At 39.7% G+C, this 14,589-nt stretch carries 10 protein-coding genes; 3 read left to right on the top strand and 7 right to left on the bottom strand.

Annotated elements, in window-relative coordinates; all coding sequences use genetic code 11:
• Nucleotides 1–54: 54 nt before the first annotated feature.
• The 3 genes from LRQ06_RS15785 to iolD all read right to left on the bottom strand — a co-directional run bounded on the left by LRQ06_RS15785 (nt 55) and on the right by iolD (nt 5,196).
• Nucleotides 55–810, bottom strand: a complete 756-nt coding sequence (locus LRQ06_RS15785) for a sulfite exporter TauE/SafE family protein (RefSeq protein ID WP_232768012.1) — start codon at nt 808–810, stop codon at nt 55–57.
• Nucleotides 811–1,034: 224 nt separating this feature from the next.
• A complete protein-coding gene (locus LRQ06_RS15780) occupies nt 1,035–2,945 on the bottom strand; it encodes a bifunctional 5-dehydro-2-deoxygluconokinase/5-dehydro-2-deoxyphosphogluconate aldolase (RefSeq protein WP_308218837.1) in 1,911 nt (636 codons plus the stop codon).
• A 316-nt stretch (nt 2,946–3,261) separates the two neighbouring features.
• Nucleotides 3,262–5,196 carry a 3D-(3,5/4)-trihydroxycyclohexane-1,2-dione acylhydrolase (decyclizing) gene (gene iolD, locus LRQ06_RS15775; protein ID WP_232768011.1) on the bottom strand — a complete coding sequence of 645 codons (1,935 nt, stop codon included), beginning with the start codon at nt 5,194–5,196 and terminating at the stop codon, nt 3,262–3,264.
• A 314-nt stretch (nt 5,197–5,510) separates the two neighbouring features.
• Here iolD and iolB point away from each other — a divergent pair, with 314 nt between their 5' ends.
• Nucleotides 5,511–6,338, top strand: a complete 828-nt coding sequence (gene iolB / locus LRQ06_RS15770) for a 5-deoxy-glucuronate isomerase (protein ID WP_232768010.1) — start codon at nt 5,511–5,513, stop codon at nt 6,336–6,338.
• Between the two features lie 66 nt (nt 6,339–6,404).
• Here the strand turns inward: iolB and LRQ06_RS15765 are convergent, their stop codons facing one another.
• The gene (locus tag LRQ06_RS15765) at nt 6,405–7,064 is read right to left on the bottom strand and encodes a glutathione S-transferase family protein (RefSeq protein ID WP_232768009.1); all 660 of its coding nucleotides are present in this window, start codon (nt 7,062–7,064) and stop codon (nt 6,405–6,407) included.
• Between the two features lie 364 nt (nt 7,065–7,428).
• Between LRQ06_RS15765 and cowN the strand changes: the two genes are divergently transcribed.
• Together cowN and LRQ06_RS15755 are read left to right on the top strand one after the other, a co-directional pair.
• Nucleotides 7,429–7,728, top strand: coding sequence for a N(2)-fixation sustaining protein CowN (cowN, locus tag LRQ06_RS15760; RefSeq protein WP_232768008.1), 300 nt, complete (start codon nt 7,429–7,431; stop codon nt 7,726–7,728).
• 151 nt (nt 7,729–7,879) lie between these two features.
• The gene (locus LRQ06_RS15755; RefSeq protein WP_232768007.1) at nt 7,880–11,014 is read left to right on the top strand and encodes a DUF748 domain-containing protein; all 3,135 of its coding nucleotides are present in this window, start codon (nt 7,880–7,882) and stop codon (nt 11,012–11,014) included.
• 23 nt (nt 11,015–11,037) lie between these two features.
• Here the strand turns inward: LRQ06_RS15755 and LRQ06_RS15750 are convergent, their stop codons facing one another.
• The 3 genes from LRQ06_RS15750 to LRQ06_RS15740 form a co-directional block, all read right to left on the bottom strand.
• Nucleotides 11,038–11,544, bottom strand: a complete 507-nt coding sequence (locus tag LRQ06_RS15750; RefSeq protein WP_232768006.1) for a cytochrome b/b6 domain-containing protein — start codon at nt 11,542–11,544, stop codon at nt 11,038–11,040.
• 142 nt (nt 11,545–11,686) lie between these two features.
• Nucleotides 11,687–12,352 (bottom strand): SDR family oxidoreductase, encoded by a 666-nt coding sequence (locus LRQ06_RS15745; protein ID WP_232768005.1) that lies wholly within the window; start codon nt 12,350–12,352, stop codon nt 11,687–11,689.
• Nucleotides 12,353–12,466: 114 nt separating this feature from the next.
• The gene (locus tag LRQ06_RS15740; RefSeq protein WP_232768004.1) at nt 12,467–14,332 is read right to left on the bottom strand and encodes a methyl-accepting chemotaxis protein; all 1,866 of its coding nucleotides are present in this window, start codon (nt 14,330–14,332) and stop codon (nt 12,467–12,469) included.
• Nucleotides 14,333–14,589 lie beyond the last annotated feature (257 nt).

Genomic DNA, 14,589 nt, shown 5'->3' with positions numbered 1-14,589 from the left:
GTAGTTTTTATAGAATTCCTACGACAGTCATTGCTGATAGCAAATGTTTTCTACCTAAAATCCCGTGCCGTCATAAATCAATTTAAGACCTGAAAGTAATAAGAAAAAATAGCAAAGGGAATATATTTTATCCTGACTGACCCGGTATAGAAGCCAAACGCCCAATTTTACACCGACAGGGGCAAAAGGCATAAGAACTAATGCCGTCGTTAAATTTGTCGAATCAAACTCACCAGCCAGAAAATAAGGAATTAATTTAAAGAAATTAACCACTCCAAAAAATACAGCCATGGAAGCGATGAGTGTGACTTTCTCTAACTTCAGCGGCAACAAATAAATACTCAATGGCCCACCACCAGCATGGATCGCAGTGCTGGAAAATCCACTAAGACAGCTCCAGAAAAAGGCTGAGCATTTACCTGATTTCCCGGATCTCTGATTTTTACTCAACTTCTCCAGCATATGTTGAATGTAAAAAATAAGGGATAATCCACCAATTAAAACTTTAAACTCACTTTCAGGCAAGCTTTGCATCATACAACCAGCGATAGCAACACCGACAACAGCAGAAGGTAATAAACGTTTCAGGAGGACATAATCAGCATTCTTATAATGTTGTTTTATCGCCAGGATATCCATAATACAGAGAATTGGCAAAAGAATAGCAGCAGCTTGTATGGGAGATATAACTAATGCCATTAATGGGACAGAAATAATACCCAATGCTCCTCCGAGTCCCCCTTTGCCGATACCAAATATAATGACAGCCGGAATTGCAGCAACGTAAAACCAAGGATCAGAAACAATCATAAGCCTCACCTTAAAAAAAAAGCACCCGGGACAGGGTGCTAAAACTCGACAAAGACAGATCGGGGGTCGACCTATTTCCAGGTCAGCATCTGTAGCCAAGTATCCAAACAAAAGGAACTTTAAAACAATGAAACAACGAAACAAAACCCTAAATGATTTCAGAATCACTACTGATTCCAGCGGAAGGATATAGAGGGTTAGCCTATATCCTTCCCCTTTCTCAATTAGCCACGGTTACGCCATAGACCAATTAAGTTGTGATAGTTAGCTTTAATCTGGTCAATGAACTGACGATCATCAACTTTACCAGCCAACCATTGGCGAGAAGGCTCACCAAATAGAGTACGACCAACAGCAAAACCTTTAACGATACTTTGACCTGCAGCGTTATTAAAGCCACGTTGTAGCTCTTCCTGAGGCGCATCCAGACCCAGAAGAACAACACCACGGCAGTATTGATCGTTTTCAGTAATTACATCAGAGACTGCAGACCAAGTTGCTTTTTCCTGAGAAGGCAGTTTCCACCAATCTGGTTTAATACCAAGAGAGTACAGGCGTTTTAGTGATTCAACATATAGTCGTCCACCTTCAGAATCCACGCCTTTTGGAAGAATGATTTCAAGCAACAACTCATGACCAGATTTACAAGCTGCCTGATACACTTCTGACAAAAGATCTTCTTGCTCTGAACGAATTGCTTCTTCATCTTCTGGATTATAGAAACACAGACATTTGATAATATGCTCTGATGGCCAATCAATTAATTGAGAGCCGATGTTACCGTGCTCCAGACGCAAAGGGCGTGAACTAGGCAATTCAATCGGACGACCAATCCACCAGCCTTTACCAGTCACTTCGTTAAGAACGTCCTGACCAAATGTGCTATCACATAGAAGACCACATTTACCTTGAAGACCTGCTTCCTGCTCAACTTCACGATGAGCCTGAAGGATCAGTTTCTTAAGTGGTTTGATTTTAGCGACATCAGCACCAGCAGCTTCACACATATCAACGAATTGTGAGCGATGGTCATAAGCCATGATGCACAAATCATCCCAAGGTGAAACTTTACGGGTTGTAACACGGTGTAGGTGGTTCAATTCTTCGTCTAAGTCAGGACGTTTCACTGATTCTGCACGTGCAATATAATTGTCTAGTTCAACTTTAGTTGGCATTGCAGGTGCGCAGCCATGGCGAGAAACAACCAGAGCACCACATGCGTTAGCATAAGCACATGCCTTTTCCCAACCTTCTTCGTTTAGATAACCACGTAGAAGACCAGACATGAATGCGTCACCAGCACCCAAGACATTAAGAACGTCAACACGAACACCTGTAACTGTTAAACCTTCATCTAACGTTTCAGGAATAGCTTCTGGATATACAGAACAACCCAGTGCACCACGTTTGCAAACAAATGTTGCATCAGATACTTTACGAACATTTTTCAGAGCCTGAACAGTATCAGTAGTTCCACCAGAAATATGGAATTCTTCTTCAGTGCCGACGATAACATCGAACAAACCAAGAACTTCTTGTAAGTCTTCGGTAACTTTATCAGAAGCGATAAAACGAGTTTCACCATCACCTAGACCAGTAAGACCCCAAAGAACAGGACGGTAATCAATATCAAGAGCAGTTTTAACACCGTTACGACGTGCATACTTAAGAGCAGTCAATACCGCTTCACGTGTTTTGGGATTTGAAAGGTGAGTACCAGTAATAGCAAGACAACGAGCCGATGCAATGTATTCTTCAGTAAAATCGTCTTTTGAGATAGCCATATCAGCACAGTTATCACGGTAGAAGATCAAAGGGAATGTATCTTCGTCTTTAATACCCAAAATAACCAATGCAGTTAAACGCTCACTGTCTTTGATAAGAAAGCTGGTGTCACAACCAACTCTTTCCAATTCTTCTTTCAGAAAGCGGCCATTATGTTCATCACCAACTCTCGCAAGCATAGATGATTTCAGACCCTGTACAGCCGTTCCGTAAGCTACGTTACCTGAAGAACCACCCAGATACTTACTGAAAGAAGTCATGTCTTCTAAACGAGAACCAACCTGTTGACCATATAAGTCAATTGCTACTCGTCCCATACAAATTACATCAAATTTTTTCTTGCTATTCACTTTTCGCTCCTCGGCGGCTACAGCCTAATGTCGATAACATGATTTTATTCATTTGTGTTGCGATTATTAGTGTACAGAAGTAATGGCCCTGCACTAATCATTTCAATAATGACTTTATACGAAATATACGTTTCAAATACAAGCAAAAAGACAATGTTTATTCCGTATTGTGATCTAAATTTAATTTTAGAACTGAAACAACAAAATAACTTTTAAAAACATGTAGTTACTACAAAAAAGCCTCGCGTGGGAAACGACAACCCGACTGCGAGGCCAAATACAGTTAAAGATATAATTCTAGTTATATTGGGGGTTCTTAGTAGTAACGGGCTTTATTTTTCAGAACAGATTGTATACGTTCTGCCGCTTCTACAATTTCTTTTCTATCAGCAACCTGCGCCGTGCCGACACGCCACCATGCTTCATATCCATCAGACATAGTCTTAGGAAGAACTTTGATGTCTATTAGTGTCGCAACAGTCTGTTTTTTCGAATCGGCAATCGCTGCAATTAACTCTTCTTCTGTTGTTACTGAATACGTTTTACAACCATAACTTTCGGCATTCTTAGCAAAATCAACTTTCACTAATGGGCCAGTCATTTTGCCAGTTTGAGGATCACGTTTCCGGTTCTCAGTTCCGAAGCTAGGAATACCGTTACCCATCTGAAGGTTGTTAATACAGCCAAATGCCGCATTATCAAACAACATAACATTGATTTTTACACCTTCCTGAATGGCAGTTTGCAATTCAGAATGAAGCATCATGTACGAACCATCACCAACCATGGCATAAACTTCTTGATTGGGATTCGCAATTTTAGCACCAACCGCAGCAGCGATTTCATAACCCATACATGAGTATCCATATTCAAGATGGTAAGTATCTTGCTCTTTAGGACACCAAACACGTTGTAAATCGCCAGGAAGAGAGCCAGCGGCACCGACAATAACAGCATTGTCATCAAACTCTTTATCCATAATTCCCAATACTCGAGTCTGACACAACTCAGTACCCAGAGTTTCGCGGTATTCTGCTAATGAAGGGTCGAAGTGACCTTTAATTTCAGGTTCAAAACCATCACCAAAGCGAACATTAAATAAACGATCAAGTTCTTTAGCCCACTTAGATTTAGCATCTGCAATTTCACCGTTATATGCTGATTTATAGTTTGCATTTTCCAGTGCTTCTTTCAGAGCAGTCAGACCTTCTTTAGCATCCGCCACCATTTTAGTTGCATCAAGCTTACCTGCATCAAATTCCGCAACGTTAATGGTTAAGAAATCAACGTTGTCATTTGCAAAAAGAGATTTAGATGCAGTTGTAAAGTCAGTGAAACGAGTACCGACACCGATGATTAGGTCGGCTTCTTTAGCCAGCAAGTTAGCTGCTAAACAACCTGTTGTACCCATACCACCTGCGTTTAACGGGTGATCGAATTTAATAGCACTTTTCCCAGCCTGAGTTTCACCAAACGGAATGTTGAATGCTTCAGCAAACTCTTTAAATGCTTTATGAGCTTCAGAGTAACGAACACCGCCACCACAAACCAACATAGGTTTTTTCTTACTTAGGATAAGTTCAACTGCGTCTTTCAGCATTCCAGAAGTTGGCAAACGACGCTCCATTCGGTGAACACGTTTTTGGAAGAAGTATTCTGGGAAGTCATACACTTCACCCTGAACATCCTGAGGCAGGCAAACAGTAACAGCGCCGGTATCTGCAGGATCAGTCAACACGCGCATCGCATTAATCATTGCCGTCATTAACTGCTCAGGACGGGAGACTCGATCCCAAAAACGAGAGACAGGTCTGAAAGCATCGTTTGTTGTCAAAGCACCATCATGGTATTGTTCAATTTGTTGTAAAACAGGATCAGGTTGGCGAGTTGCAAAAGTATCACCTGGAAGATATAACACAGGAATACGGTTCGCTGTTGCCGTCGCAGCAGAAGTAACCATGTTTGCAGCACCAGGGCCAACAGAAGAAGTTACCGCATAGATTTTTTTGCGTTTGTTCTGTTTCGCATAACCCATTGCAATATGGCCCATGCCCTGTTCATTACAGCCTTGATAAACGATCAAATCGCCTGGATCTTGTTCTAGAGCCTGACCCAAGCCAACAACGTTACCGTGACCGAAGATTGTGAATACGCCATTAACAAATTTGTCTTCAACACCATCAACTTCGATGTATTGTTGATTCAAAAATTTTACTAATGCTTGTCCTACTGTCATTCTTATGGTGTTCATAACCATTCTCACTCCGAAATACCTAAAATTGGTAGCATCCAATAAGCTCATAGAGCTGATATATCCTAAACATAAAGCAACTATATGGAATATAATTTTCATTTCAATTAAATTTTGAAATAAAAACCCCTTTTGTGATCACGTTAAAATTGTGAGGACATTCTTATGTAAAACGCCAAGGAATACGAAAAGCGGGTCAAAAACTTATTTAAATTGAAATAAAAATTTCATAGAATAAACGTCAATGGAATTTATAATCCGACAAATACAATTCCTAACGTTATTGCAAAAGCAAGCGAGATTGAGGTTAGAACATGGCAAATTTACTTTCCAAGTACCACGCACCAGATGAAAACTACTGTACTCAAAAAATCACTCCGGAAAATGCGGACTGGAGTTATGTAGGTTTTGAGGCTTACGAATTAACTGAAGGCCAAACACTAAGCATGCCAGCATCAGACAATGAATTCTGTCTTGTTCTGGTTGCGGGTAGAGCTACGATTACAACCGATTCTTGCTCATTCGAAGATATCGGTGATCGCATGGATCCATTCGAACGTAAAAAGCCTTATTCTGTTTATGTTACAAAAGGCGAAGGCTTTACCGTAAAAGCAACAACAGCTCTTGAATTAGCAGTGTGCCAGGCTCCGGGTAAAGGTACTTATCCTACTCGTTTAATTGGTCCTGATCAGGTTGGCTCTGAAAATCGTGGTTTTGGTAACAACAAACGTTATGTTCAGAATATCCTTCCAGACACAGCAGAAGCCGACAGCTTACTGGTTGTTGAAGTATTTACCGATGAAGGTTGCACAAGCTCATACCCAAGCCACAAGCACGATACGGATAATGAGCCACATGAAACTTATCTGGAAGAAACATACTATCACCGTCTGAACCCAAGTCAGGGATTTTGTCTGCAACGTGTTTACACTGATGACCGCTCACTGGATGAAACGGTTGCTGCATACAATAAAGACGTTGTTAAAGCACCGAAAGGTTACCACCCAATGGCAACAATGGCTGGCTATGATAGCTATTATCTAAACGTAATGGCTGGCCCTACAAGAAAATGGCTATTTACCTGGGAAGAAGATCATAACTGGGTTAACAGTGACGTATATAAAAACAAACACGGTGAGTAATTAACTACACTCGTTTGATTTAATAAAAAAGGCTGCCAACGGCAGCTTTTTTATTTTTCCCTGTGACTACCGAACAGGCTCACCAGCTTCATCAGCTTCAACCACCTCGGTTTCAAGCATCGCTTCATCAACCCACAGCTGAAGTGCCGACGAACTTAACACAAAATCCATATACCTCTGAGCCTCATCATTCAGCTTCACCCGGTATGTTTTAAATCTTAAAACGACCGGTGCAAACATCGCATCAACGATAGAAAATTGCCCAAAGAGCCACCCCGAGTACTGCTTCCCATTTTTAGTCATCTGCTCAGAAAAAATATCTTCAATTCTGCAAATCTCTTTTCTTACTTCTTCGGAAATATCTATCCAGCGCTCTGCCCGAATATTCATTGGAAGTGCCGCACGCAATTCTGTAAATCCGGAATGCATTTCCGCAGCCAGTGCCCGGGCAATAGCACGCTCCGAGATATCGTCAGGCCATGCTTTCCCGCCAAGATATTTTTCATTAATATATTCACAAATAGCCAGAGAATCCCAGACGACCAGGTCATCATCAACCAGACAAGGAACTTTTAAGTTGGGACAAATTCCATCAAGCCTTGAATAGAACTGAGGGGTATCCAATGGGAGCATTTTTTCAGTAAAACTGACCTTAAAGTAATTCAAAAGAAACCATGGCCTCAGTGACCAGGTAGAATAATTTTTATTGCCAATATAGAGTTTCATTGTCATCCACCAGCTCAATGTTATTGATTCTTTATTTATACGTAAAATATTGTATTAAATCCATATTAATTCCGATGATTAATCTTGTCTGAATTGTTTGACCATTCAGGAACTTTTATTAATCTGATACTTTCATTCACCATACACTTCTACCATAAACAACAAAGATAACGGCACCACTCCTCACACATTCAACGTTTGAAATAAAAGTAGCCTATTGTCACCTTTTATTCATTTGTTCATGTCTTAAACACGACAATCATCTATAACCTACTGTTTTATAATAGTGAGGTTCTCAAATTAACTGGCGTAAAGTTTGCTTATTAACCATAAGCGATGTCCATAAAACGCAGGAAAAATCATCATGCCAAAGACAGAAATAAATCAAGAAAACGACTCTGATTACTCTCCTATGACAGATAAAGAAAAAACAGAGTCGATGTTGGATCGGGTACTAGAGCTAATCGATACACATAAGAAAAATGATAAGTACTGGCTCCATTTCAAACAAAAAGCAGCAGACATGAGAAACGGTATAGGTCCGATTTCCGATGCCCAATTTTTACTTCATTGTAACGTCTACTATCTCAGAGAACTATTTGAAGACTGCAATGACTATGAAGGTCTGACCATTCTTGAACAGCTCGAGGTCGACTGCTTTTAATCAGAACATAAAGCTTTACACTATAAGAAGCAGCATTAGTTCAACTTCCAATAATATTTATTCTATTGCTGCTACTTTCGCCTTTAACTCTCCCTGAAATTATTCAATAATTTAAATAACAAAAAGAAAGTCATTGCCTGTTGGGGAAAAGATGAAGGATTCGATAAGAAAATTCTACCAAAAATTTAAAAAACTGCCCGGGTATGCACGTATTACAACCTATTTCGTTTTAACCTATGCTGTTTTTCTTCTTCTTATTGGTGTCATTTCTCCTTTAATTCTGGAAAAACAAATTCCGGAACAACTATCAACACAGACAGGACGTTCCGTAAGTCTCCAAAAGATTAGCATCAACCCATTTTTATTACGTGTCACGGTTAATAATTTCAAAATATCGCAACAAAAATCGGACTTGGCGTTTGTTCGTTTCAAACAACTGCAATTTGAACCTCTATTCTGGAAAAGCGTTTTTACGCTAACCCCAACATTAGATTACATGACACTTTCCACGCCGAAAATAAACCTTTCTTCTTATGCAGGGACGAAAGGAAACACCGTCTTTAGCTTTCAGGATATTATAAACAATCTGGAGAAACAAAAGACTTCCGATTCATCCTCATCAGCCCCTCAAACCGGTTCCGAAATTCAAAGCTCACCATTTGCGTTTAAAGCAAATAAAATAACCATCGCGCATGGTTCGGTTACCTATAACGATAAAAGTAAAAGTGTCACTTTCCAATATCCTGATATTAACTTCTCTCTAAACAATATCAATACACTTGCCCCAATTGATCGAACAGAAAAAGCAGGCACCTCAACAGACAAATTAATTGACTTCAATTGGTTTGCTCTGAGCATCAAAGGAATACAACAACATCTTATTGATATCACAGGCCGGTTTCAGCTATATCCGTTAAAGATTGATTCCGGCTTATCGGTTAAGCACTTTGGTTTACCTTCAGTCTGGCCTTATGCTCAGGACTACATTAATGGACAGCTGAAATCGGGGAAACTGGACTTTTCGACACAAATTCTAATTACAGAGAAAAACCAGACTCTCAACTTTAGTACAAAAAATGGGCAACTGGCTCTTTCTGACCTGCTTTTAAATACACACCAGTCAAAACCAGTGGTTTCACTGGCAAACCTGAAAATTGCTCAGATAAGTGCTGACAGCACAAAGAAAGCCGTTCAAATAAATTCAGTCCAAATGGATAAATTCATTATTCGGAGTGAACTAGAGAAAAATGGAATTGATCTGACTAAACTCTACAAAAAATCTTCTAATGCAACAGATGAGCCTTCCATTCCGGCCAGTTCCAATACTAAAGCAGAACCCAGCATAAGCACGGACTATCAAAAAAGCTGGCTGGTAATTTTAAATAAATTTAAAATGTCGGACAGTCAGTTTTCCGTTATCGATAATGCCATTGCGAAAAAAGTGAAATGGCATCTGAACCCGGTAAACATACAGTTAACGGATATTCGCAGCGATCTGGCGACCCCGATCAAGTACAGCGTAAATCTTGGATTATTCAGCACAACAAAAACTGAGCCAAAACCAATTGTCGGAAATATAAACGGACAAGGTTTGCTAAACAGCCAACAACAAACCATTAATGGCAATATAAAAATCACAAATATAGACCTGTCTGATATACAGCCTTACTTAAAACCTTATGTAAACATTGACTTAATAAAAGGGCAGTTTTCCACAGAAGGAAAACTTGAAGCCTCATTCACAGGCGATAATCTGAAATTTGCCGGAAATATTGGTATCAGTCATCTGCATATCAACGATAAACTTGAAAACAAACCTTTTTTAACCTGGTCAGATATGGCCATCCACAATCTGGCATACAACCAGAAAAAATCGTCTTTAAGTATTGATTCCGTCACATTCACAAAACCTTACTCTAAGGTTCTGATTGATAAGAAAAAGAATACAAACATTAACGACATATTAAAAAACAGCACTCAGGAAACGAAAGCAAAACCGGCAAGCAAAGTTCAGACAGAGTCCACCAAGAAAAAACACAACAAAGCTCAGGCAGACAAAAAACTACGCATTGCAATAAACAAGATACTTATCAAAGACGGGTCAGCATACTTTGCAGATCAATCCTTAACACCTCACTTTGCTTCGGGCATCAATAGCATCAATGGTTATATAGGTAGACTTACATCAAGTGCCAATACCGCAGCAAAAGTTGATCTGAAAGGAAAGCTGGATAAATATGCACCAATAAAAATTCAGGGAGAAATTAACCCTCTGCTGAATACGCCATATCTGAATCTGGTACTGGATATAAAAGGGGCTGAACTGACATCCGTTAACCCATATTCAGGAACCTATGCAGGATATTATATTGATAAAGGGCAAATGTCTTTGACCCTCAATTACTGGCTAAAACAGAATCAGTTAAAAGGCTCAAATCACATCTACATTGATCAGTTACAGCTAGGAAAACCGAGTAATTCAAAACTGGCAACCAGTTTGCCCGTCAAACTGGCTATTGCTTTGTTACAGGACCGTAATGGTGTCATTGATCTGGGCGTGAATGTTTCAGGGGACATCAATGATCCAAGTTTCGGTATCGGAAGTGTTGTTTTAACCGCCATCAAAAATATTATTGTCAAAGCCGTTACTGCTCCATTCTCTCTTCTTGCCAATCTGATAGGCAGTGATGAGCAGCTCAATGTTGTTCAATATGCTCCCGGAACAGCAGAATTAGAGTCAGAAGAAAAAGACAGATTAAGTAAACTAGCGAAGGCGTTAACAGAAAGACCAAAACTAAAATTAAGTGTTGAAGGTCATGTAGCAAAAAATCAGGATGCAATTGCTCTGGCAGAAATACAATTTAAGGCTCAACTACAAAAATCCAGTGGATTACCTGAGTTACCAGAAGATCTGACAGCCAGCCGTCTACCGTTAAAAGGTCCATTGATTGACAGTCTGACAGCGCTGTATATACATCAATTTGGTGATGTCGTTGATACCTTACGAGACTCAATTGAATCACAATTGAAAGAATCTGAACAGGATCTGGAGGTCAGTGATAATGAAATAGAAAAACGCCTCCATATCACAATGTATAATCAGTTGGTTAACGCTCAAAACGTATCAGAAGAAGCATTAACAAAGCTGGCATATTCAAGAGCATCAAACGTCAAAACCTATTTGGTAAACTCACAGGGTATTGATCCCCAAAGAGTATTCTTGCTTAATAGCCGCCTCGGTCAGAAAGAGGATAAAGCCGAGGCAACCATTGCACTCGATAACTAATTCCCGGGCCCTGTTAAAAGGGCCTATTTTTTGATGATTGGCTTCATACTCTTCAGATAAGAGCGGCCTGTGATTTTGGTCATCAGAATAACGGCACTCACGTGAATCAAAGCTGCAAAGAAAGTTAAATTGGCAACCGTTTCATGGAAATCTTCCAACCAGTACGGTGCAGCGTACCAGTTTTCCATCAATGCACCTGAAACCGCTAAAGCCAGAAGTCCACTCCAAAGCAGCCAAATCATTATCGCTCCAGCTGGATTATGCCCCGTATGTTCATCTTTTCGTTCATCTATAACCTGCTTTATATGCTGAATAGCCTGTGGAATTGACGGGAGAAAATTTGTTAATCTGGCAGGTGAATGAACCAGAAGTCCCCATATCAGACGGGATAGCACCAATACCCCGACGGCATAACCAACCCACTGATGGATTTCACTCCCTGCTTTAGTAATTGCATAATTAATGATAAAGAGTAAAGCCACACTCCAGTGAGTAAACCGAACCCACTTATCCCACACGAAACTGTCCATACTAACCTCTTTTCCAACTATTAGATTATTTTCCGGTTTAATACTATTCAGGTTTTCTTAAGAAAGTCTTAAGTCACTCAAATAATTTTCTCTCATAATTCAATTGGTTTTATTTACCCAAAAGAGAACGACTAACTAATATTTACCATAATAATTCTTCACCACTGGAATGCCAGAATGTACCTGATGTATCCAGTGACAACTGCTCTATCCTCTGGGACAAATTCTTCGCTGCCTCCTGTGGCGATATATTACCCCGGCCTCCGACCATATCTGTCTGAACATACCCCGGATGTAAAACCGCGACTGCAATTCCTCTGGATTTAAGATCAACAGACAAAGATTTACCCGCAGCGTTCAATGCAGCCTTCGACATACGATATCCATAGCGACCACCAGAACTGTTATCAGCAATCGAGCCCATCCGGCTGGTTATCAAAGCAATTTTGCTTCCCTTCGACAAATTCCCTAATAACCCTTCTGTCACACGTAATGCCCCCAAAGCATTAACTGTATACTGTTCCTGAATTGAATCAAAATCTAAATAGCCAAGTTGTTCATCACGAAGAATGCCGGCATTATTAATAAGTAAGTCAATCTCGCGAACACTTAGAGCATGAACTAACTGTTTAACAGAGTCCGAACTGGAGATATCAATATTACTAATAATGTCCACACCCAAGGCTTCAAGTTCTTTGCCTGGTTGCCGGCACACTGCAAAAACATTCCATCCGTTTTTGAGATATATCCTTGCCAATTCAAGACCGATTCCCCGGTTAGCTCCGGTAATAACAACAGACTGAGTCATATCTATTCCTTTTACAGATCTATTCTGGATACATTCTATTAAAGACAGTACCAATAAAAAAACCAATCATAATCGATTGGTTTTTTTAAATAATGATTCACTGATACTTATTTATTAATTGCTTTTAAAGAAAGCCAGCTCGTTTTTCAGGGTTTCCACTAACTGAGAAATTTCATCATTTGCCGTTGATGTCTGTTCCGTATTCTGAAGGTTATTTTGAACAATAGTATTAATTTCCTCCAGACGCTGAGAAATATCCTGAGTAACGGAAGACTGTTCCTCTGAAGCCGTTGCAACCATTGAATTGACATCGGAAAGCGCAGAAACTTTCTCTTTAATCAAACCAAATGCTTCTGACAATTCCTGGGTAATCTGGTGCGATTCTCCAACCAGCTCAGAATTATGAGTCATATATTCATCTGCTTTTTGAGACTGTTCCTGCAACTTCACAATAATATTTTGAATATTCACCGTCGATTGCTGAGTTTTTGCCGCAAGCGCTCTGACTTCATCAGCAACCACAGCAAAACCACGACCTTGCTCACCAGCTCTGGCAGCTTCAATAGCAGCATTCAAAGCCAGAAGGTTTGTCTGCTCAGAAATATTATTAATCACATCGACAACGGAGCTGATATTTTCCGCATGCTGTCTCAACACATTTACCAATTCAACGGATTTAGCCATTGAATCCGTTACCCTCAACGAAATCTCTTCTGAACGGGTTAATGTTCCGGTACTGGACTCTATCACTTCCATACCTGATGATGTTGATGATTCCGCTTCCTGAGCGTGATGAGCAACATCCTCTGCAGTTGCCGATAATTCAGTCGCCGCAGTTGCAACCTGTTCAATTTCAGCCAGCTCATTCTGAGCACTCTGATAGTTAGTCTTAATGACTTCAGATATTTGAGTCTGATTCACACTTAACTGACTTAATACGGAGTCAGACGATTTCACTACACCAGAGATAACCGACTGCAATTTAGTCAGTGAACTCGTAATGACATCCAATTCATTATTCGCATTTGGAATAGTAAATTTATTAAATTTACCATTAGCCATATCACCAATCACTTCTACAACATTTGGCAAATATCGTAATTCTCTTCTTAAAATAATATAAACGACAACCGACAATGCCAAACCAATAATAACTAATGCTGATATCATTAAGAAAATAAGGCTATTGGCTGTTGAGATCGCCCTATCCAAATCCAAAATCGTATACAAATCATTTCCATCACTCAATTTGTGTTTTGACACACTAAACCAGTGCCCGGACGGTGCCTGATATTGCAAAGGAACATCTCCTGCCTCTTTGTATTCAGGCCGAATCTGGAAAATGTCTTTATATAACCAGTCTTTTGCAACACCGTCAGACAGTAATACCTGACCCTGATTATCTGTTATCGCATAATTTAATCCAAAATCTGGCATTATCTGAGACAACGCAACATTGATTCCAAATACACCCACTTTTTTATTATCAAACCGGATTGCAGAACTCACTGTAATCACCAGATATCCCGCACGGGATTTATAAGGCGTACTGACATTAAAAGGAACATCGTGATCCATAACACTCAGAAACCACTCACGTCCCAGTTGTTTGGCACTGAAATTTTCCAGCCATCCCCCACCATTTAAGGTGCCGAATAGTTCACCATTGTCATTCGTAATGTATGCATCCTGAAATGCCGGATTGGTTTTTTTTACCTTCTCCAACATAGCAAGGACCTGCTCTTCATTGAAACTTTCATTAGGGTCAAAAAGAATTGAATGTGCTAACGCCTGAGACTGAGCACCTATGGAAGATAACACCGTAACATAGGATTGCTTGACAGTATTTACAAGAATACGATCGGATTCCCGGACATTATCGGTACGCCACCCAGAAAGGTATTGATAAACGCCTAAGCCGCTGAGCACGATAAGCACTACCATAATTCCTAAGAAGAATATATTGATTCTCTTAATCATAAATACTCACACTTTTCTGTTAATAAATGAAAGATCACTAGTCCTTTCTTACGACTAAATTCAAGGACGCAGGATCCCGTGAATGTCTTTATATTCCAAAGACAAAATAAAAGATAAAATCCCTGTCTTTTAGAAGACACCTCATAACAACAGTTACAGTCTAAAAACATTAGGATTTCACTCACAATAGTACATCTTAAAATAAATTTTTTATAATAAATTTAAATGAAAAATTTATTCTTGGGATACTATCAAGA

This window comes from Vibrio salinus (assembly GCF_021272385.1).
Taxonomy (GTDB): Bacteria; Pseudomonadota; Gammaproteobacteria; order Enterobacterales; family Vibrionaceae; genus Vibrio; species Vibrio salinus.
The sequence above is the reverse complement of the archived record's forward strand: the minus strand, read 5'-3'. Positions and strand labels throughout refer to the sequence as shown.